Genomic DNA, 20,181 nt, shown 5'->3' with positions numbered 1-20,181 from the left:
TAGCCGCCAAGCGCCAATAGATCATGACAAAGGAGTCGCCAGTTGCTTGTAGGAGGCGTTTCCGGACGTCTCGTGCAGAGCAGGATTTGATCGACATGTTGGCGCCCTGGGGGCGGGGCGAATTCGATAGGGGGTCGGCCATGGGAATGAGCCGATTTAATGCTATACGGGCGGGCACAGCCGCCGCGATGGTCACCACGGCGCTGGCATGGGCGACCTCCGCCCAGGCGGACACGTGCGCGGAGTCGACCACCTGCTCCACGACGGTGACGTTCACCGTCAACGCGGGAGAGGGGCTGGAGATCAGCGTGCCCGACGGGCCGGTCAGCCTCGGCAGCGGTCAGCCCGGCGACCAGGTCAGCGGGCAGCTCCAGGTCGTCACGGTCATGGACCAGCGGGCCGCGCTGAACGCCACCTGGACGGCGAGCGTGTACGGCACGCCGCTCACGACCGGCGGCGGTACGAGCGCCGAGACCGTGCCGCTGAGCGCGCTCGGCTACTGGTCGGGGCCCGCTACGGCCACCACCGGTGCGGGAACCTTCGTGCCCGGCCAGCCCACCGCCGCCGACGCGGAGGTGCTCGACGAGGTGTACACGGCCTTCAGCAAGATCAACGGCGCCGGCGACAACTCCGCCAGCTGGAACCCGACCATCGTGATCAACGTCCCCGCCCAGGCGGTGGCCGGTACCTACACCGGCACCATCAGCCACTCGGTCGCCTGAGCCGATGACCAGACGCCCCCGGCCGCACCGGAGCCGATCGCCGCTCAGCGGCTCGAATCGGCTCCGGCGGCGCTCTTCCGGCGGGCGCGCAGACGGCGGAAGGTGATGATCAGGACCGTCCCGGCGGCGAGGGCCGCGAGGCCGGGGAGGACGAGGATCAGCGCCAGCGGGGAGTCCGACGCGGCGGCCAGGCCCCACGACCCCGCCTTGCGCGGGAAGGTGAGCGTTCCGGTCTCCGTCCGGTCGATCCGGCCGCTCTTGAGCGTGAGGCTGAACTTCCACGGCCCGTCGGGAAGATCCTGTCCCAGATGTACGGAGACATTCCCCTGCTGGCCGGGGGCGAGGGTCGTGCCCCGCTCGATCGGGAAGGGCCCCGCGCTCAGAGAGCTCGGCCCATCCGTGAGCGACAGCCTCCCTTGGAGATCGATGGCGCGTTCGCCGGTGTTGGCGATGGTGGCCACGATCTTCGGCTGCCCGTCCTCGGCCCGCTGGGGCAGAATCTCGCCGATCTTGAAGTCCGAGGGTGGCTCACCGCCCGGACCGACGTCGAGGTAGGCGCGCAGTCCTACGCGGTTGACGAGGGTGATGCCCTCCTGCTGCCCCGCCCCGGGCGAGGAGATCTGTGCCCAGATGACGGCGTACCGCTCGCCTTTGGGAGCCCACGCGGGAATGCCGACGGTGGCCTTCACCGACGTCCTGCCCTGTGGCGGCAGGTCGGTGGCGGCCTGGTTGAGCTTGATCCAGGAGCTCAGTTCGTTCGGCGTGCGTTCGGGCTCGAAGGTGAAGCGGCCGTGGCTGATGCCGGCACCGGCGGTGTACAGCTGCACGTGCTGGGTTTTGTCCGAGATGTTGTACACCTCGAAGCGCCGGGTGAACGTGGTGCCGGGATTGACGTGGTCGACGATGAAGGCGTGCGCGCGCGGGTCGTCCATCCGGTTGGCGGGGATCTCCAGCAACCTGATGCCGATGCTGTCCTTGCCGGAGGGGCGCGCCGCGCCCCGGCTCGAGTCCGCGATCGCCGGCGCGCTGAGCATCGCGTACGCGAGCAGCGTCACGGGGACGAGCCGGGGCAACAATGAAGTGGGCATCTGGGCTAGGCGACGGAGTGGTTCACCGTGCCGGTGTAGACGCCCGCCACCACTTGGTCGGGGACGTTGATCACGATGGTCGGGTTCCAGGTGGCGGAGTTGTCGCCGGAGCCGGTCGTCTTGCTGAAGGCGGTGCGGGAGGCGTCCAGCGACTGCGCGGCTGCCGCGTTCACCTGACCGGGAACGAAAGTCCCGGTCCCTGTGGTGGCGGTCGCCCCGCCGGACCAGTACAGGACAGCCGTGTTGGGAACGGTCTCGGCGGCGGTGCCGCCGCCCGTGGTGAAGCCTCCCGACGCGGCGATCACGGACGACACCCAGGTGGCGCTGAGCGCGGCGCGCTGGTCGGCCACCGTGACCGAGCCGAGCTGCGTGCTGATCTGGCCACCCGAGCTGCCACTACCGAGGTTGGCCGTGTCGGGTACGGTGATCTCCAGCCCGCCCTCGGCGGCCACGGTGAAGGTCACCGTGGTGGAGCAGGTGGTGGACGCGGCACAGGTGTCGGCCTGTGCGGGCGGCGCCACCGCCACGGTCGCCATCATGCCGGCGATGCCTATCAGGGAAAGGCCCAGACGGCTTTTGAACACTGCTGTCTCCTTCATTGCATTTCCCGCCCTCTCTGGGCCGTTCTCAGCACATTCTCCTCAGTGATCAGATTTCGGAAACCGTTCCCGAGGGCACCTGGAACACTTTTGGCGATCAAATGACGACAATCGGAAATTAGCAATTCACCGTGTGGAGCCATGTGTGAGGAATAACGGTGGTTATGCCGATTTGTCCCTGCACTCTGGTTCACAACGGCATCGGCGTCCCCGGATCCGAGAGCTCTTGTCGTTGTCTTTACGTGGGAACCGCCGCCCACGGATCTGGCGGGGGAACGAAGACAGCGGCAAGTGATCTATGATGCCGGTCCACCAGCACTCTCACGCCCCGCCACCAGCACCTTCACGCCGGGGCCTCCGCCCGTACGGACGTCGGCGGCAGTGAGACGGTGACCCGCAGGCCGCCGTCGGGCCGGGCCCGCAGCTCCAGGCCGCCGCCGTGCGCGGTGGCGATGGCCGCGACGATCGACAGTCCGAGCCCGGAGCCGTCGCCCGAGCCGGTCCGGTCGGTGCCGAGCCGCTCGAACGGCTGGGCCAGCCGCGCCACCTGCTCCTGGTCGAGGACCGGCCCGCCCGTCTCCACGACGAGCAGCGCGGTCGCGCCGTCGGACGTGGCGGCCAGGCGGATCCAGCCGCCGTCGTGGTTGTGGGTGATCGCGTTGTCGATCACGTTCTCGGCCAGGCGGGACAGGAGCGTCCGGCTGCCCGACGTCCACGCGCTGTCGTGGACGTCGCCGTCATCGACGGTGAGGTTCTTGGCGGTGATGTCGGCGGTTCGGGCGGCCAGGGCCGTGGACACCGTACGGCCGAGCGAGACTTCCGCCCGGTCGGCCAGGGCACCGTGCTGGGTGCGAGCGAGCACCAGGAAGCCTTCCAGAAGCCGGTCGACCTGGTCGAGTTCGGTGCGGAGCCGCTCGGACAACACGACCGTCTGCGCGGGTACGGGTTCCGGCTTGGCCAGGGCCACATCCAGCGACGCCCGCATGGTCGCCAGCGGGGTACGCAGCTCGTGAGAGGCGTTGGCGACGAACCGGCGCTGCGCGTCGAAGGAGCCCTCCAAGCGTTCCAGCAGGTCGTCGATGGTATCGGCGAGGTCCTTCACCTCGTCGGCCGGGCCCGGCACGGCCAGCCGCTCGTGCAGGTTGTCGGCGGAGATCCGCCGGGTGGCCGCGGTGATCGTCCGCAACGGGCGCAGCACCCGGCCCGCCACCATCCGGCCCAGCACGATCGACACCACGGCCATGACGGCCAGCGCGACCGCCGAGCCGATGAGGAGCCGGCGTGACTGGAGCGCCTGGACCTCTGACAGCTGACTCTGGAGGCGGGCGATGAGCTCCTGGGCGGCGCCGGGCGTGAGCCGCTCGACCGGCGCTGTCCCCACAGGGGAGGTGACCCGCGTCCCCAGGCTCACCAGGTTAGTGATGGCCAGCAGCCCGACGCCGGACAGGAGGAACAGGGCGCCGTACAGGGCGGTGAAGCGCAGCCGTACGGTCCCGTCCCGCAGTTTCCTCATGACTCCAGCATGCTGTTTCGCACCTAACAACGACATGACGGCCTCGGTTCGGCCCACGTTATGGCGTCTTGCGTACAACCGAACCCATGCGAGCAACCATCGAGGTCGCCGGGCTGCGTAAGCGGTTCGGCCAGACCATGGCGTTGGACGGGATGTCCTTCACCGTGGAGCCGGGGCAGGTCACGGGCTTCGTCGGCCCCAACGGAGCGGGTAAGTCCACCACGATGCGGGTGATCCTCGGCCTGGACGCGGCCGACGAGGGCACCGCGCTGGTGGGCGGGCGGCCGTACACGGGCCTGCGCGACCCGCTGCGTCACGTCGGTGCGCTGCTGGACGCCGCCGCGTTGCAACCCAGCCGCACCGGCCGCAACCACCTGCTGTGGCTGGCCCACTCCCAGGGGTTGGGCGCCCGGCGGGTCGATGAGGTGATCGAGCGGGTGGGGCTCGGGTCGGCGGCCGGGCGCCGGGCGGGCGGCTTCTCCCTGGGCATGCGCCAGCGGCTCGGCATCGCCGCCGCGCTGCTCGGCGACCCGCCCGTGCTCATGCTCGACGAGCCGTCCAACGGCCTCGACCCCGAGGGCATCGTGTGGATGCGCGGCTTCCTGCGGGCGCTGGCCGCCCAGGGCCGGGCCGTGCTCGTCTCCAGCCATCTGATGAGCGAGCTCGAGGACACCGCCGACCATCTCGTGGTGGTGGGTCGCGGCCGGGTCGTCGCCGACACCAGCGTGGCCGGCCTGATCGCCGCCGCCTCCACCGGCCGGATCGCGCTGCGCACCACCGCGCCGTCGGAGGCGATGGCGGCGCTGGCACACGCCGGCGCCGCCGTGGCCGCCACCGGCCGCGACACCCTCACGGTGGCCGGGCTGGCGGGCGAGCACGTCGTGGCGGTACTCAACCGGGCCGCGGTGCCGTTCTCGGAGGTGTCGGCGCATCGCGCGACGCTGGAGGAGGCGTACATGGAGCTGACCCGCGACGCCGTCGAGTTCCGCGCCGCAGGGCAGGAGGCGGCACGATGAGCGCCGCCACCTACCGCTCCGGCTTCGCGCGGCTGCTGCGCGCCGAATGGACCAAGTTCCGGACGGTCCGCGGCTGGGTGCTCGCCATGGTGGGCGCGGCGCTGGTCACCGTGCTGCTGGGGCTGCTGTCCGCCTCGGGCAGCCACACCTCGTGCGGCGGCGCATGTCCCGCCGTACCGGTGGGGCCGGGCGGCGAGGCGGTGGAGGACAAGTTCTACTTCGTCCACCGGACGCTGGACGGAGACGGCAGCATCACCGTCCGCGTGACCTCGATGACCGGTCAGAAGCGCCTGCCCGACCTCACCCCGGGGGGCCGGAACGTCGTCTCCGGCCTCGTGCCGTGGGCGAAGGCCGGAGTCATGATCAAGGAGAGCATGAAGCAGGGCTCCGCCTACGCGGCGGTGATGGTCACCGGTGCGCACGGGGTGCGGATGCAGCACGACTTCACCCAGGACGTGGCCGGCCGGCCCGGCGGCGTCTCCCAGCAGTCCCCGCGCTGGCTGCGGCTGACCCGTTCCGGCGAGGATCTCACCGGCTACGAGTCCACCGACGGCAGGCAGTGGACCCGCGTCGGCACCGCGCGCCTGGCCGGGTTGCCGGACACGGTGCAGGTCGGGCTCTTCGCCGCCTCCCCAGGCGACCTGACAGTGACGCCGGGCGATTTCGGCGGGTCCAGCGCGGCCTCCCGCTTCGCCGAGGCCACCGCCGTCTTCGACCAGGTCAGTCTCCAAGGCTCGGCCGCCAGTGGGGCGTGGCACCCCGACGACGTGGGCGTCACCCTGAACCCCGACGGGTCGGCCCACCATCCGGGCGGCTTCAAGGAGTCCGGCGACACGTACACCGTGACCGGCGTCGGCGACATCGCGCCGCTCTCGGACGGTCAGCAGATCGAGAACACTCTCACCGGCGTACTGACCGGGCTGATCGTGGTGATCGTGGTGGCGGTCATGTTCATCACCACCGAATACCGGCGCGGCCTGATCCGCACCACCCTGCTCGCCGGCCCGCGGCGCGGCCGGACGCTCGTGGCCAAGGCCCTGGCCATGGGCGCGGTCACCTTCGTCGCCGGACTGGCCGCGGCCACGGCGGCGGTCACGCTCGGCAAGGGGATCCTGGTCGCCAACGGCAACTACGTCCTGCCGGTGGCGCCGTTCACCGAACCGCGCGTCATCGTCGGCACGGCGGTGCTGCTCGCCGCCGCCGCGATCCTCGCCCTGGCCGTGGGCACGTTGTTCCGGCGCAGCGTCGCGGCGGTCATCACCGCCATCGTGCTGATCGTCGTCCCGTACATCCTCGCGACCGCCTCGGTCCTGCCCGCGGGCGCGGCGCAGTGGCTGATGCGGCTCACCCCGGCCGCCGGCTTCGCGATCCAGCAGAGCATTCCGGCGTACGCGCACGTGCTCGGCAACTACACCCCATCGGGCGGTTACTACCCGCTGGCGCCCTGGGCCGGGCTCGCCGTGCTCTGCGGATACGCCGTGCTCGCGCTCGGCCTGGCCGTCTTCCAGCTACGTCGGAGGGACGCATGAGACGACATCTGCAGGCGGAGTGGACGAAACTCCGAACCGTGGCCGGCACCGGCTGGCTGCTGCTCGGGCTGGTCGCGCTGACCGTCGCCGTGAGCGTCGTGGCGGCCGCCGCCGTGTCCTGCACGTCGGCGGGCTGCGCCTACGATCCGGCCAAGATCAGCCTGTTCGGGGTCCAGGTGGGCCAGGCGATGGTCGCCATCCTGGCCGTGCTGGCGATCAGCGGCGAGTACAGCACCGGCATGATCCGCACCACTCTGGCGGCGATGCCGCGCCGGGCCACCGTGCTGGCCGCCAAGGCGGCCGTCGTCACCGGGCTGACGCTGGCCGCGGGGACCGTCGCGGTGCTCGCGTCCCTGCTGGTCGGGCGGCGTGTCCTGCTTGAGAACGGCTTCACCCGCGGGCCGGGCACCCCGATGCTGTCCCTGCTGGAGGGGCCGATGCTGCGCGCGACGTTCGGCTCGGTCCTGTATCTCGCGCTGATCGCCCTGCTCAGCCTCGGCATCGCCGCCGCCGTACGGGACTCGGCCACGGCCATCGGGGTCGTGCTCGGCCTGCTCTACATCCTCTCGATCCTGCCCTTCATGATCGCCGACCCGGACTGGCAGAAACTCCTCTGGCAGCTGTCCCCGATGAACGCCGGGCTCGCCATCCAGGCGACCACCCATCTGTCCACCCTGCCCCTGAGCCCATGGGCGGGACTCGGCGTCCTGGCCCTCTGGGCCGCCGCGGCGCTCCTGGGCGGCGGGCTGTCGCTACGGCTGCGCGACGCCTGAGCCACACCCGCTCGCACACCGGCTGGAACGTGGTGGAACGCCCCAAAGAGCACAGAGAGGTGCCGCAAGGAGGCGGCGCGGCGCAGGACGGGGCGGAGGAAAAACCCCATGGAGAATCTCTTTCGATTGATGCTCACACGGCCGGCCGTGGCGCAGGGTCCGGATAATCCCAGCATCCCGCTGAGCCAGGACACGCCGTTTCAGCAGTCACTGCGGGAGGCCGTCGAGGCACCCCAGCGGCGTACTGCCATAGAGGAGGCCGCCACGGCGTTCGTGGCGGGACCGGAGTTCATCGGCGACCCGGCGGACACCCCGCTGGGCGCCGAGCTCGACGAGCTGGCCGACCGGCTGGACGAGATGGAGACCGTCGACCGGAGCGCCTCACCGCTGGGTTGCGACGGATGGTAATCGGGAGGTGATTTTCTGTCACAGCCGGGTGCCTGACTGGCGCTCGGTCCCCGCCCCCGTTGGTGTCCACATCAACGGGACAGCGTCCGGCGGGGCGGTGGCCCAAGAGGCGCACTTCCTCCAGCAGTGCGCAGTCAGGCCCTGACAACGCGGTTCTCACCCACGGTCCGCCCGGCTTGCCGGACGGACGCGGCTTCGGCTTCCACCAGATCACTTCCCGGCCTCCGCCGGGTGCGACGAGACTACGCCGACGTCCGTTTTACTGAGGTAACACAGGGAACCGAAGACGCTGTCGACCCGCGAGGCGGAACAGGCGCGGCGGCAGCAGCACGAGGCGGCGGTGGCCGCGCGCCAGGAGGAGCCCGACGCGACATCCCCGGCCGCCGACGCGACCTCGACGGCCGCCGACGCGACCTCGACGGCAGCCGCGACCACCTTCCCGGCCGCCGAGACCACCGAGGAGATCAACGCGCCGGTGGCCCAGGCGTTGCTGCAGACGGCCGCCCCGGTGCTGCGCGGCCGTACGGACTTCCAGCCGACGCCGCTGACCGAGGTCGGCTTCGTCCTGCTGCCGACGGCCAACGAGCAGCTGTCCGCGGCCACCCGCACGCTGCTCACTGACCGCGGCCTCGACCTGACCGCGGTGCCGCTCGACCGGCTCACCCACCGGCTGGAGGCCGACCTGGCGGCGACGGCGGCTCGGCTGGAGGCGGTGGCGGGACACCGGGTGCGCCAGTCGCTCCTGCGGGTCGGCGACGCCCTCGTCACGGTCCAGACGCCCGTGACGACCGGCTGGGGAACGCTTGGCACGGGTGGCTCCCTACCCCTGCCGACGCTCCCGCTGGACGGGCGCGTCCCGCACACCAAGGGCGAGGTGGCCCCGGCCGGCATCGCCGACCTGCTGGTGGTCAAACAGCAGCTGACCGGATACGAGTCGGCCGACGTCGCGCACATCGAGAGCGTGCTGCGCGGCGAGCGCAAGCTACGCGACCACAGTCGCCGCGACACCACCGAGCTGATCACGATCAACGAGCAGGAGACCAACACCAGCGAGGACCGCGACCTGCAGACCACCGACCGCTTCGAGATGACCCGGGAGACCGAGCAGACGGTCAAGGAGGACGTCGCGCTGAAGGCCGGGCTGAACATCTCGGGCAGGTACGGCCCGGTCGTGGAGTTCGCCGCCGGCGCCGAGGGCTCCATCGCGCGCGGCAAACAGGAGGCCACCAAGTCGGCCGCCAGGTTCTCGCAGGACGTCACCGAGCGGACTTCGCGCAAGATCGCCGAACGGGTGCCTGATCAAGCCCCCGGACTTCCCCCTCAACCCGGCGCAGATCGACGAGATCAAACAACCGCGGGCGCGGCGATCTGTACGAGGTCGACCACATTCTCGAGCAGCGTTTCTGGCGCAACGATCCGCGGGTGAGCACAGCGTTCGACGAGAAGGGCGAGGGCATGGCCATGGTGATTCCCAAGAATCCGGCGGTGGTGGCGAAGATGCCGGGAAGAGCCATCGCTTATGTGCACACCCTCAAGACCCGCCTGCTCACCGAGCTGATGCCGAACGGGCGGGAGGCGGAGTTCACCGTCCAGCAGATCTTCGACGCCCACATGTGGGTGCTGGAGTCGTTGCGGGTCGACCGCTCGGTGACGTCGGGGGATCGCCTCCTGGGCGACTTCCGGCTGCTGGCCAGGGCGCGCCGCGAGCGGCTCGAACTGCGCATGCCGTCCGCCGCCACCTTCACACCGCAGGGCGGCTGGCCGGTGCTCGTGGGGGTCCAGTGAGACAAGCGACAGGGCGGGGGAGTAGCGCTCTAAGGCGTCTGCCTTCCCGCCCGCCACTCCGGCGCGAGCACCGACCAGACCTCCATGTCGAGCCGCTTGCCCCGATACGCGTAGCTCTCGCGCAGCACGCCGTCCTTGGTCATCCCGAGGCGCTGGGCCACCGCGACGCTCGCCGCGTTCTCCGCCGAGACGATCCACTCCACGCGGTGGATGCCCCGCTCCTCGACGGCCCAATCGATGATCACGCGCGCGGCCCTGGTGACCAGACCCTTGCCCGCCGCGGCCGGCTCCAGCCAGCAGCCCACCTCGGCCGTACCGTGCTCGATGTTCATCGTCCGGAAGAGGACTCCGCCGACCAGCTTGCCGTCCGTCCAGATGCCATAGATGCGGCCCACGTCGGCCGCGGCCTTCTCGGCGTACGCCCGCAGGTACGAGCGGCTCGACTCCAGGTCCGTGACGACGTCCGGCAGCGCGATGTGCTGGCCGATGAACTCCCGCCCCCGGTCCATGTGGGCCAGGAACTCCGCCGCCCGCCACGGCTCCAGCGGGCGTAGCTCCGCGCCGTCGTCACCCAGGGATATTGCGTACATAGCTCACCTCAACGGTCGAAAACATCCCAAACGGTGAACGGATCTTCTCACAGGCGGCGCGACGTCATCTCCCGGCACCGTCAGGCGGCGTCATCTCCCGGCACCGTCAGGCGGCGTCGCGGTCGCGACGGCGTGGGCCGCGCCGCGTCCGCGGGCTCGGGCGACGATCTCGCCCGCCTGAACGCGTACCGCGGCCTCAGTGGCGTCGCCGATGTCCGGGAGGCCGACGGCCGAGGCGATGGTGGCGTGGTCGTCGAGGACGAGCCGGAAGCCCGGCCGGGCCTCCGGCTCGAACACCCGCCGCAGGCACCCGGTGAGGTCGCCGACCCTGAGCCGTACGAGACGTCCGATCTCGGCGGGATCGTCCGTCACCACCGCCACGGTGATCTGGTCGCCCGGCCGGGCGGCGCGGACGGCTTCCTCCGCCGCCTCCAATCGTCCGGCCCCGAGGACCACGAGCACGCCGTCGGCGTCGAACCCGACCCGGCGGCCGGTGATCTGATCCGGCAATTCGGCGGGCGGCTCCCAGCGGTCCTGGACAGACTGCGCGGGCGCGACGAAGGGCAGGTGCGGCGGATCCCACGTGTCGGCGAGGTCGAGGCCGGTCAGGTGCTCGCAGGCGCGCGCCACGTCGAAGGGGTCGGCGAATCCGGGTGCCGTGTCGGCCAGGTGACCGGCCCCGTTCAGCAGTGTGAGGACCAGTTCGGCCAGTCGTACGCACCGCGGGTGGTGCGGCGGGCGTGACTCCAGCGCGAGAGCGAGCAGCAGCGCCTCCAGCCGGGTGACCTGCGCCAGCGCGGTACGGCCCGGCTCGTCGTCGAAGACCCCGGCCAGCGAGCGCAGCCGCAGGCTTCCGTCGGCGGGCGTGTCGCCGGCCAGCGGCAGGCGTTCGAGCCAGCTACGGGCGAACGCGCCCATCGCCTCGGCCAGACCGGGTGGCGACGGCGCCTCAGGGGCGTCCGCGTGCCCGATCGAGCCGACAGGGGCGTCGGCGTGCTCGATCGAGTCGTTGGGGGCGTCCGGGTGCTCGATCGAGCCGACCAGGACCGCCAGGTAGAGCGCGCGCTTGCTCGGGAAGTTCGAGTAGACCGCGCCACGGGTCAGCTCCGCCCGCTCCGCGATCCGGTCGACCTTGGCGTCGGCGTATCCACGCTCGCCGAACTCCGCCCGCGCGGCCACCAGGACGGCCGCCCTGGTGCGCTCCTGCTGCTGCGCCCGGGTCAGCCTGACCATCGCGACCTCTTCGTCCCCGTCATGGTCCCAGGATACTAAGGGCATTCGGATGCATATATCATCTGAGCCTGGCGCGGATGAGCTGCACGGTTGTGACCGGCATCCATCTTGTCCGGGTATTCCGGACTGATCGGCATCACGGGTTGAGGTCTTGAACAGGATTTGCTCACCCGCGAACCTGATGCGTTGACCGGAGCCGATCTCCTCCACGAAGTAGTCCCAGCCGAAGTTCGGCCCTGAAGTGTCGATCCGGATGTCGATCGCGGCGCTCAGCGAGCGGTAGAACTCGGCCACTCATCCAGCGGAGTGCTCGCTGACCTTATGCCTCAGTGCTTCCCGGGAGGTGGAGGGCCTCCATCATCATGGAAACCACCAGAACTCGGCTTGACGTCCACCGGCGTAGCGTCGGTGTCATGAGAGGGATGGCGGTCGGTCTGGCTGGACGACCTGAGCCGGGAACCGCTGGTTTCAGGCAGTTTGGCGGATCTGGTCGCGCGGGACCACGTGGCGGAGGTCACCACCAATCCCACCATCTTCGCGAACGCCATATCGCGCGGTGATACGTACAACGCACAGATGAGCGTTCGAGGCGAGATGGGACCGGCCGCGCGAGCAACCGGCCACCACCCTACGAGCAACTGACAGAAGTGCTGGACATGGCCGTTGACATGACGTACTTGATCGCCGGAGCAGGTCTGGCGGGGGCGAACCGAGCGGGAGGAGATCTACGTCCACCCGCAGCCGTGGTACGGCGAGCACGACGTCGATCTGCTCCTCGGTACGGCGATCACCGGCATCGACCTCGCCAGACGCGAGATGAGGCTGTCCGACGGCACCTGGATCGGCTGCGCCAAACTGCTGCCGGCCACCGGCTCCTCCCCACGGCAGCTACCGATTCCGGGCGCCGACCTGGATGGTGTGCTCTACCTGCGCCGGGTCGAAGACAGCAACCGGCTCAAGGCGGTCTTCCCAACCGCGTCCCGGGTCGCGATCATCGGCGCCGGCTGGATCGGGCTGGAGACCGCGGCCGCCGCCCGCGCCGCCGGAGCCGAGGTGACCGGCCTGGAGAGCAGGGAGTTGCCGCTGCCGCGGGTGCTCGGCCGCGAGATCGCCGAGGTCTCGGCGGGCTGCACCGCGAGCACGGGGTCGACCCGCGCTGCGGCGTGCGGGTCGCCGAGATCGTCGGCCGTACCGTACTTCTTCGCCGTCAGTACAACCCCGGGATGGAGTATTCCGGCTACGTCGAACCTGACGGATATGAGGAGGTGATCTTCCGCGGTGACGTCCAGACGCACCACTTCGCCGCGTTCTGGCTGCGCGGCGGGCGAGCGCTGGCCGGTACGAACGTCAACATCTGGGACGTCAACGACGCCATCCAAGATCCCGTACGCGCGGACACCAGCGCGCTGGGCGACGCCGAGACACCACTGGGCTCTCTGGTCGGCGCTTCGCCCAAAGCAGGAGACGGATGAAGGTGCCCGCCATACAGGGACGCGCACGACCGTGAGGAGGCAACCATGGCTGGCAAGGGCAGGGGCAAGGTTCAGGTGCGCCGGGTCTATGAGGAGCCGGCTGGAGACGACGGCACCAGGGTGCTGGTGGACCGGATCTGGCCGCGAGGGCTGACCAAAATCAAGGCAGGCCTCGACGAATGGTGCAAACAGGTCGCTCCATCGACAGAGCTGCGTACCTGGTATCACCACGATCCCGAGCTCTTCGCGGAGTTCGGCCGCCGCTACCGCGGCGAACTGGCAGATCCCGAACGGGCAGCCGCGGTAACGCACCTGCGCGAGCTCGCGAACAGCGGAGTGCTGACCCTGCTCACCGCGACCAAACAGCCGGAGATCAGCGAGGCCGCCGTGCTCGCCGAACTGCTCCAGCAATGACCACGGCCGCCGGCAGGACGGCCGTGCTCGCAGGGCCGCTGGCAGGATGGCCGTGCTCGTAGGGCCGATACGCACAGGCATCAACCGACAGCACCCACCACCAAGCCGGGAAGCGGTGTTTCCCACCCGACCACATGCAGCGCATCCCATGCCAGCCGTTCGGCTCGTGCGCAGTCGGGTCATCGACGACATCTACCGCAAGGCAGGACTCCCACTGCGCGGCACCGTCCAGTTGGCCGCCCCAGGCGGCGGGTGGTCGCGGACTAGGTAAAGCGGGTTCGACGTCGCCGGGAAAGGCACAGGGCGAGGACCAGAGTGGCCACGACCGTCGTGGCGAGGCCGATGATGAGGATCCACGGCCAAGACGAGTCGATCAATGCCGGGATGCCCCAGCTGGCGGGTTTGCCGGGGAACAGGAGCGTCGCGGTGACGGTGCGGTGGACACGGCCGCTTTCCAGCAGGAGTTCGACCTTCCACGGGCCGTCGGGCAGCCGTTCGTCGAGCACGACGGCGACCGGCGCACTCGCGTTGAGCGCCAGCGTGGTGCCCAGCTGGGCTGGGAACGGTCCGGCGCCAAGTCCGCCGGGCCCCTCGCTCAGCCGCATTTGCCCGCTGATGTCCAGGGCGCGCTGGCCGGTGTTGTGCACCGTGGCCTGGACCACGGGCATGCCGTCGGCCGTGCGGCCAGGGGTCAGCCGGTCGATGTGGAAGTCCGATGGCGGGTCACCACCGGGGCCGACGTCGAGATAGATCCTGATACCGACCCGGTTGACCATTTGGACGTTGCGAGCGGCGCCGGGTGCGGCTGGGGCGGTCGCCTCGGCGAAGATGGCGCCGTACCGTTCTCCCTTGGTGGCGGTCTGGGGAATGGTGATCGTCGCCTTGAGCGGGATGTGGCTGTGCGGCGGCGCGACCAGCTCGGTGCGGTTGATGGACACCCACGAACTCAGCTCGTTGGCGTCGCGCTCCGGCGACGGCACGAACTTGCCGTCGCGGATCTCCGCCGCCCCGGGATAGACCGCGATGCGCTGGGGACTGCTGGAGGTGTTCTCGATTTCGAAGCGCCGGGAGATCTTGGAGCCGGGGTTGATGTGGTCGACGATGTACAGGTAGGCGCGGGGATCGTCGCGACGGTTGGCGGAGGCCTCCAGCAGCTTGATGCCGATGACGCCGCGTGGGGCGCGGGCGGACGGGTCCGAGCCGCCCGATCCGCCTTGTGCGAGGGCGGGGGCGCTGATCGAGCTGAGCAGCAGCGTCAGCGCCCCGAACGAGGAGAGTAGCAGCGAGGAGAGCGGCGGCGAGGAGAGCGGCGGCGAGGAGAGCGGCGGCGAGGAGAGCGGCGGCGAGGAGAGCGGCATGGTGCGCAGGCCCACGTGGTCAGGTCACCGTGTGCGTGATCGTGCCGGTGTACTGGCCTGCCACGTTGCTCAGGGCGGTTGCGATGGTGATCAGCGGGTTCCACGTGGCCGAGTTGCTGCCGGTGCCGCCCGAATGGCTATAGGCGGTGCGCGAGGCGCTCAAGGCCTGTCCCGTCGCGGGAGGTGGTGCGGCACAGCCGGTCTGGCCGGCGGTGAAGGTTCCGTTGCCGTTTGTGGCGGAGGCGGTTCCCGAGCAGTAGGACACGCTGGCGTTGGAGATGGTCTCCCCGGGGTCGTCGCCGCCGCCGGTGGTGAAGGCCGTCGAGGTCACGGACGCTGTCCAGGTGGGGGTGGCCGAGCCGCGCGCGTCGTTCACGGTGACCGCCCCCAGCTGGCCGGAGGAGTAGCCGCCCGGTGCCGCGTCATTGGTCAGGTCGACCGTGCTGTTGGGCACGGTGATCTCCAGCGCACCCACGGTCACATCGAAGGTGACCGTGGTGTTGCACGCCGTGTTGTTGGCACAGGTGGCGGCTCCGGCCGGCATTCCGGTCAGCGTTCCCACCGTCATCACCCCCGCCAATCCCACCAGGCCGGTCCGCAAAAGCGCTTTCATGCTGGTGAATTCTCCTTGAACTCGCAGACATCGAAAACCCCCGGCCCGCTCCGGGTGCAGGATGTGGGAACATTAACACGGAGCGAAAGCGACTCCTTTGCCGATACAGTCAATCGCCCCACCAAAAAACGCCAAGCCTTCGAATGCCGTGATTGACCTGGCCGCAGCCCCCGTTCTATGAGGTGCCCGCCCAAATACTGCATAATGTTTGGCGATGAATTTACCGGACGCGGGGATTGCCCTACGAACGCGGCCCGCCATTCGCCACTTAGACTGCCGACGGCATTCGCTCGTCGCCTGAACGGTCGGCGGACCGGCTCATGCAGATTCATCGGAATCGAGGGAGATACGTGGGGACATTCGCCTCGCTGATGGCGTCGATCGTCGTGAGCCTCGGGCTCGGTGCTCCCGCGGCCCCCGTGGCCGCCGCCGGTGCCATCGGTGCCGCGACGAACTCCACGTTCGCCTTGCACGTCAACACCCTCACGATCACCGTGCCTGCCTCGGCCGGCCTGGGAAACGGCAGTCAGGGCAACTCGCTCAGCGCCAGCATGGGCACGATCACCGTGGAGGATACCCGTAACGGGTCCATGACCTGGACGGCGACCGTGACGTCCACCAACTTCACCACCGGCGGCGGGAGCGCAGGCGAGACGATCGCCAAAGGCAACGTCGCGTACTGGTCCGGCCCGACCACCAGCCAATCGGGCGGTGGCACCCGCGTCCCGGGGCAGCTCACCGCGGCGGACAAGGTTCCGCTGTCTTCGCCGGTGATCGCGTTCAAGGGGACCAAGGCGCCGCTCAGCACCACCACCAGTTGGCAGCCGAAGCTCGTGATCAGTGTCCCGATCGCGGCCATCATTGGCCACTACACCGGCGTCATCACCCATACGGTTACGTGATCACTCGCTTCCCGCCATCGCGCGGGCCCCGGTTCGACATCTTCATAGGGGCTCGTTGCGGCGAAGCCGACATTTCCCACTAACCGCCCGCCCGCTGCTTTGGCAACGCGGCCGGTGAATTGGCGGACTCATGACCGGCCACAAACGAAGACGGCCGAGGTGGAACGGTGGCGCCGGGAGATATTGGGACGGCTGAGCCGGGCGGAGGTGAGGAATGTCCGATGTATCGATATTCGGCGGTGTTCGCGGCGGATATTCGAGCATTCCAGACATTGCTTGTGGCGGTAAAAGCGCTCATCCAGCCGATATATTTCCATTCTTCCTGAAAGGGGATGTCATGCGTCGACGCTCCAGAATCCTCGGATATCCACTCGCCGTCATGGCCCTGCTCCTGGCGGCCCACATACCAGCCGCCGCATCCGACGCCAAGCCACCCCACCTCCCCTCGCCCCTACGCCCCTGGGTCAAGCTCTGCCTCACGCTCAAGCAGCGGCCGCACCATAGGCACATCCGGTGCATCTTCCCGCCCGCCGACCGGCACGCGAACGTCCCGATGCGCATAGCCGACTCCCTGCGCACACCGACGATCAACGAGAGCTCCGTACCGACTTACCAAGCGAGCCCTGTCGGAATCACCTCCGGTCCGGACGGCAACATCTGGTTCACCGAGAACAACGGCAACAAGATCGGGAAAGTCACCCCGGGCGGCGTGTACACCGAATACAGCCTGCCCAACGCGGACTCACAGCCCGGCCACATCACCACCGGACCTGACGGCGCCGTGTGGTTCACCGAAGCGAACGCCAACAAGATCGGGCGCATCACCACGTCCGGGACGATCACCGAATACAGTCTGCCCACTTCCGGCGCCTACCCATGGGGCATCACTTCCGGTCCGGACGGCAACCTGTGGTTCACCGAGACCAACGTCGACCAGGTCGGAAAGATCACCACGTCCGGGACGATCACCGAATACAGTCTGCCCACTTCCGGCGCCTACCCCATGTTCATCACCACTGGCCCCGACAGCAACCTGTGGTTCACCGAGCCCCTTCTGGGCAGTCTCGCGAAGGTCACCACCAGCGGAACCGTCACCGAGTACGCCGGTCCCTCTGGCGCGTTGCCCATAGGGATCGTCACTGGATCCGACAGCAACCTGTGGTACACCGACGCCCAAGGAAGGATCGGCAAGGCCACCACCGCCGGGAGTTTCACCGACTACTCCCTCAGTGATCCCAACAGCTTCCCCTGGGGAATGACCCTCGGCCTGGACGACAACGTGTGGTTCGTCGAACAGAGCGCCAACAACGTCGCCAACATCACCACAACCGGCACCATCAGCGAATACGCTCTCCCGACCAGCTACGCCGGCCCCATGCAGATCGCCGTCGGATCAGACGACAACCTCTGGGCCACCGAGAACCCCGTCGACCAGCTCGCCATCGTCACCCCCTGACCAGACCGGCCGGCAGCCGCATCGCCTGCGTGCCGCGGCTGCCGGCCGACCTCCCGTCCGAAGATTTCGCATCCGGTGGGCATATCCCGGACAGGAACTGCTCGCAGCGCCGCAGTGGCGCTGCGGACCGGGATCTCCATCCCCAGGAGCTCACGGTAGAAATCCACGCTGACGTCCAGATCGCGGACGAACATCACCACCGACGCCAACTGCACTCGGGGGGCCCTTGGAAGGGAGGCGGTGGAACGTCATCGGGCCGGGAAGTAGGCGTAGGCGTCCACGGAGACGGTCACCTGTGAGGTGCCCTCGTTCCTCAGCACGACCGTCCCGTCCTGCCGCAGTGCGGCCGTTGTGAAGCCGCTGGTGTCCTTGTTCGCCGGGTATGCCACCACCCGGGCGGTGTTCGGGCCGCTCTGGGGCACCACCGAGACAATCCCGGCCGCGCTCGCCTTCGCGGCGACGGACAAGCCGACGGCGGCGACGCCGGACGAGGGGATGTCCGGCACTCCGGTGAACCTCAGCACGCGGGTGCCGCCCGCGGTGATGGTGACGGCTTTGGCCACCGACGCCGGCCGGATGGCCCTGGTGGTCGATCCTCGCTGGGCCGAGGTGTAGTAGCCGCTCACGTCGACGGAGATCTCCACCGTGCCGGCGCCGAGATTGTGCAGGTTGATCTTCCCGTCGGGGCCGGGCTTGACGATGGTGAAGAACTGCGCCGCGGTGTTGGCCGGGTAGTCGATGTTGGCGTCGATGGGATAGATGTCCCCGGCGGCGTAGACCCGTATCGTCCCGGTGGCGGCGCTCTTGACCATCACCGTGAGCGCGACCGTGTCCACCCCGGAGGCGGGGACGCCGGACATGCTGGAGGTGGCCAGCTGGACGTTGCCCCAGGCCGGGATGACGGTCCGCTCCGCCGGCCGTACCGGGGAGATCGGCATGTAGGTGCCGCCCACGGCGGCGTCGGCCGCCGCGCGGGTGTGGCCGTGGACGTCGAGCGTCACGCGCACCGGCGCGCCGCTCCTGTTCACCACCTTGACCTTCCCGTCCGCGCCGACCTTCGCGATGACCATGGTGGAGGTGTAGCGGCTGCTGTCGTAGAAGAGCACGTTGCTCTCCGGCTCCGCTTCGTCGGAGGGGTACACCGCCAGGGAGCCCGAGTTGAACCAGTCGCCCTTGGCGGCGATGTTGAGCGCGACCGCGCGGATCCCCGTCGCGGGCAGGCCGGCCACGCCGGCGACCTGCACCGACATGCTGGAGTTGGCGCTGAGCTGGACGCTGTCCAGAATCCGGCCGCGCGTGTTGAAGTACTGGTCGGGCCCCGGCCTCGGGGTCGCTCCCAGGGCGGCGTCGTCGAGCTGGATTCGTGGAGTGGTGGCGCCGGGATAGCTGATGCTCCTGCCGTTCTCCTTGAGCATCGACTCCAGCTCGGTCACGCTCGCGGTGGGGAAGGCCTGGCGCAGCACCGCCAGGGAGCCGGCGACGTGAGGGGCGGCCATGGACGTCCCGCTCATGGAGCGCCACGCGTCACCGGGCACCGAGGAGATGATGTCGGTTCCCGGAGCGAAGAGGTCCAGGAGCGGGCCGCGGTTGCTGAAGGAGGAGACCGCGTCGTCGTTGGTGGTGCTGCCCACGGCGATGGCCGAGGAGACGCAGGCCGGAGCGCTGATCGCGTCCGTGTAGCCGTCGTTGCCCGCGGCGACCACCGTGGCCACCCCGGCGGCCAGGAGGTTGTCGATGGCCAGCTTGCGGGGGTCGCCGTCGCAGGGCGCGGTGTTCCGGCCGCCGCCCAGACTCAGGTTGGCCGCCACGATGGGCAGCTCGCCGTTCAGCTCCCGTACCTTCTCCAGCCCGGCCAGCTGGGCGCTGGTGAAGCTGAGCACGCACGGCGTCCCGCCCAGCCCGCAGAAGTCCTCGCTGTCGAACTTGCTGAAGACCTGGATGGCCACGATGTCGGCGGTCGGCGCGACGCCGCTGCCGTCGTCGCCGTCCAGGCCCTCGCCGTCGCCCGCGACGATGCCGGCCACGTGCGTTCCGTGGTCGCAGTCCAGCGCGGCGTCCGCGCACGGGCCGCTCTCGGAGTCCGCCGAGCCCAGCCCGTCCTGCTGGTCCGCGCCGTTCGGGCACAGGCTGGTGGCCGAGTAGTCGGGGTCGATGGGGGAGAAGCACGCCTCGGCCACGACCCGGCCGCCCAGGAAGGGATGGTTGACCGCCACACCGGTGTCCAGCACCGCCACCGCGCTTCCCTCGCCCGTCAGACCGGCCGCGCGCGTGCGGTCGGCGCCGATGAGCGGGATGCTCTGGCCGAGTGTCGGCGGCACCGGCCGGTCCTCCGACACGCTGACCACGCCGGGCTGCGCGGCCAGCCGATCCAGTGCCGCCTGGTCCGCGCGCAGCGTGACCACGGGTAAGACGGACAACGTCTGGAGCACCTGCCCGGCACTCGCGGCGGCCGGCAGGTCCGCGCGGGCCTTCGTCACCACGTTCACCCTGACGTGGGCGCCACCCGCGAGTTTCTGCGCCAGGCCGGGCTCCACCCGCGGGCCCGCCGCCTCCTGCGGGCTCAGCGCCGACGCGGAGACGCCGGGGGAGAGCGCCATCGAGGAGAGCAGGATCGCCGCCAAGGCGATGATGCGGCGAATCGGACGTCGGTTCATTTACGGTCTCCGCTTGAAGGAGTTGCGGAAAGAACATGGTGGTAGGCCGCGGACGC

Annotated in this window: 21 protein-coding genes and 1 pseudogene; 13 read left to right on the top strand and 9 right to left on the bottom strand. The window is 69.6% G+C overall.

The annotated features are described in order from the left end of the window. Positions 1-188: 188 nt before the first annotated feature. On the top strand, positions 189-722 hold the full coding sequence (locus AB0J16_RS45415; RefSeq protein ID WP_358551810.1) for a hypothetical protein: 534 nt from the start codon (positions 189-191) through the stop codon (positions 720-722). Positions 723-766: 44 nt separating this feature from the next. On the opposite strand, the gene AB0J16_RS45410 is transcribed toward AB0J16_RS45415, so the two are convergent. The 3 genes from AB0J16_RS45410 to AB0J16_RS45400 all read right to left on the bottom strand — a co-directional run bounded on the left by AB0J16_RS45410 (position 767) and on the right by AB0J16_RS45400 (position 3,922). Continuing rightward, positions 767-1,810: a hypothetical protein gene (locus AB0J16_RS45410; protein WP_358551808.1), complete on the bottom strand. Its 1,044-nt coding sequence runs from the start codon at positions 1,808-1,810 to the stop codon at positions 767-769. A gap of 5 nt (positions 1,811-1,815) precedes the next feature. Beyond that, entirely contained in the window at positions 1,816-2,394 is a 579-nt protein-coding gene (locus tag AB0J16_RS45405) for a hypothetical protein (protein WP_358551806.1), read from the bottom strand. A gap of 358 nt (positions 2,395-2,752) precedes the next feature. After that, positions 2,753-3,922 (bottom strand): HAMP domain-containing sensor histidine kinase, encoded by a 1,170-nt coding sequence (locus tag AB0J16_RS45400; protein ID WP_358551804.1) that lies wholly within the window; start codon positions 3,920-3,922, stop codon positions 2,753-2,755. Positions 3,923-4,008: 86 nt separating this feature from the next. Here AB0J16_RS45400 and AB0J16_RS45395 point away from each other — a divergent pair, with 86 nt between their 5' ends. From AB0J16_RS45395 to AB0J16_RS45370, 6 genes are all read left to right on the top strand, one after another. Next, complete coding sequence (locus AB0J16_RS45395; protein ID WP_358551802.1) at positions 4,009-4,938, top strand: ATP-binding cassette domain-containing protein; 930 nt, start codon at positions 4,009-4,011, stop codon at positions 4,936-4,938. After that, positions 4,935-6,467, top strand: a complete 1,533-nt coding sequence (locus AB0J16_RS45390; protein WP_358551800.1) for an ABC transporter permease subunit — start codon at positions 4,935-4,937, stop codon at positions 6,465-6,467. The genes AB0J16_RS45395 and AB0J16_RS45390 overlap by 4 nt, the downstream gene beginning before the upstream one ends. Next, entirely contained in the window at positions 6,464-7,240 is a 777-nt protein-coding gene (locus AB0J16_RS45385) for an ABC transporter permease (RefSeq protein WP_358551798.1), read from the top strand. Before AB0J16_RS45390 ends, AB0J16_RS45385 begins: the two co-directional genes overlap by 4 nt. Positions 7,241-7,369: 129 nt before the next feature. Continuing rightward, complete coding sequence (locus tag AB0J16_RS45380; RefSeq protein WP_358551796.1) at positions 7,370-7,648, top strand: hypothetical protein; 279 nt, start codon at positions 7,370-7,372, stop codon at positions 7,646-7,648. 340 nt (positions 7,649-7,988) lie between these two features. Next, positions 7,989-9,074, top strand: a complete 1,086-nt coding sequence (locus AB0J16_RS45375) for a hypothetical protein (protein ID WP_358551793.1) — start codon at positions 7,989-7,991, stop codon at positions 9,072-9,074. Continuing rightward, complete coding sequence (locus AB0J16_RS45370) at positions 9,071-9,433, top strand: hypothetical protein (RefSeq protein ID WP_358551791.1); 363 nt, start codon at positions 9,071-9,073, stop codon at positions 9,431-9,433. The genes AB0J16_RS45375 and AB0J16_RS45370 overlap by 4 nt, the downstream gene beginning before the upstream one ends. A gap of 29 nt (positions 9,434-9,462) precedes the next feature. Here AB0J16_RS45370 and AB0J16_RS45365 read toward each other — a convergent pair whose 3' ends face one another. Further along, complete coding sequence (locus AB0J16_RS45365; protein WP_358551789.1) at positions 9,463-10,023, bottom strand: GNAT family protein; 561 nt, start codon at positions 10,021-10,023, stop codon at positions 9,463-9,465. 90 nt (positions 10,024-10,113) lie between these two features. Continuing rightward, the gene (locus tag AB0J16_RS45360) at positions 10,114-11,301 is read right to left on the bottom strand and encodes a helix-turn-helix domain-containing protein (RefSeq protein WP_358551787.1); all 1,188 of its coding nucleotides are present in this window, start codon (positions 11,299-11,301) and stop codon (positions 10,114-10,116) included. 393 nt (positions 11,302-11,694) lie between these two features. Between AB0J16_RS45360 and AB0J16_RS45355 the strand changes: the two genes are divergently transcribed. The 4 genes and pseudogenes from AB0J16_RS45355 (at position 11,695) to AB0J16_RS45340 (ending at position 13,142) form a co-directional block, all read left to right on the top strand. Further along, positions 11,695-11,898: a hypothetical protein gene (locus tag AB0J16_RS45355; protein ID WP_358551966.1), complete on the top strand. Its 204-nt coding sequence runs from the start codon at positions 11,695-11,697 to the stop codon at positions 11,896-11,898. 75 nt (positions 11,899-11,973) lie between these two features. Beyond that, a pseudogene (locus tag AB0J16_RS45350) lies at positions 11,974-12,525 on the top strand (FAD-dependent oxidoreductase); the annotation flags it as partial. Then, positions 12,522-12,728, top strand: a complete 207-nt coding sequence (locus AB0J16_RS45345; protein ID WP_358551785.1) for a hypothetical protein — start codon at positions 12,522-12,524, stop codon at positions 12,726-12,728. The pseudogene AB0J16_RS45350 and the gene AB0J16_RS45345, both read left to right, overlap by 4 nt. A gap of 45 nt (positions 12,729-12,773) precedes the next feature. Further along, positions 12,774-13,142 (top strand): DUF488 family protein, encoded by a 369-nt coding sequence (locus tag AB0J16_RS45340; protein WP_358551783.1) that lies wholly within the window; start codon positions 12,774-12,776, stop codon positions 13,140-13,142. Between the two features lie 263 nt (positions 13,143-13,405). Here AB0J16_RS45340 and AB0J16_RS45335 read toward each other — a convergent pair whose 3' ends face one another. Further along, a complete protein-coding gene (locus tag AB0J16_RS45335) occupies positions 13,406-14,515 on the bottom strand; it encodes a hypothetical protein (RefSeq protein ID WP_358551781.1) in 1,110 nt (369 codons plus the stop codon). Between the two features lie 4 nt (positions 14,516-14,519). Beyond that, positions 14,520-15,113: a hypothetical protein gene (locus tag AB0J16_RS45330; RefSeq protein ID WP_358551779.1), complete on the bottom strand. Its 594-nt coding sequence runs from the start codon at positions 15,111-15,113 to the stop codon at positions 14,520-14,522. A gap of 350 nt (positions 15,114-15,463) precedes the next feature. On the opposite strand from AB0J16_RS45330, the gene AB0J16_RS45325 reads away from it, so the two are divergent. Then, positions 15,464-16,015, top strand: a complete 552-nt coding sequence (locus AB0J16_RS45325; RefSeq protein ID WP_358551777.1) for a hypothetical protein — start codon at positions 15,464-15,466, stop codon at positions 16,013-16,015. 337 nt (positions 16,016-16,352) lie between these two features. Further along, on the top strand, positions 16,353-17,471 hold the full coding sequence (locus tag AB0J16_RS45320; protein WP_358551775.1) for a virginiamycin B lyase: 1,119 nt from the start codon (positions 16,353-16,355) through the stop codon (positions 17,469-17,471). Here AB0J16_RS45320 and AB0J16_RS45315 read toward each other — a convergent pair. Both AB0J16_RS45315 and AB0J16_RS45310 read right to left on the bottom strand, forming a co-directional pair. Further along, a complete protein-coding gene (locus AB0J16_RS45315; protein ID WP_358551964.1) occupies positions 17,378-17,668 on the bottom strand; it encodes a VOC family protein in 291 nt (96 codons plus the stop codon). The genes AB0J16_RS45320 and AB0J16_RS45315 overlap by 94 nt on opposite strands. A 51-nt stretch (positions 17,669-17,719) precedes the next feature. Next, the gene (locus AB0J16_RS45310; RefSeq protein WP_358551773.1) at positions 17,720-20,125 is read right to left on the bottom strand and encodes a S8 family serine peptidase; all 2,406 of its coding nucleotides are present in this window, start codon (positions 20,123-20,125) and stop codon (positions 17,720-17,722) included. Positions 20,126-20,181: the final 56 nt, after the last annotated feature.

Source organism: Nonomuraea sp. NPDC049750 (assembly GCF_040659625.1).
Lineage (GTDB): Bacteria > Actinomycetota > Actinomycetes > Streptosporangiales > Streptosporangiaceae > Nonomuraea.
The sequence above is the reverse complement of the archived record's forward strand: the minus strand, read 5'-3'. Positions and strand labels throughout refer to the sequence as shown.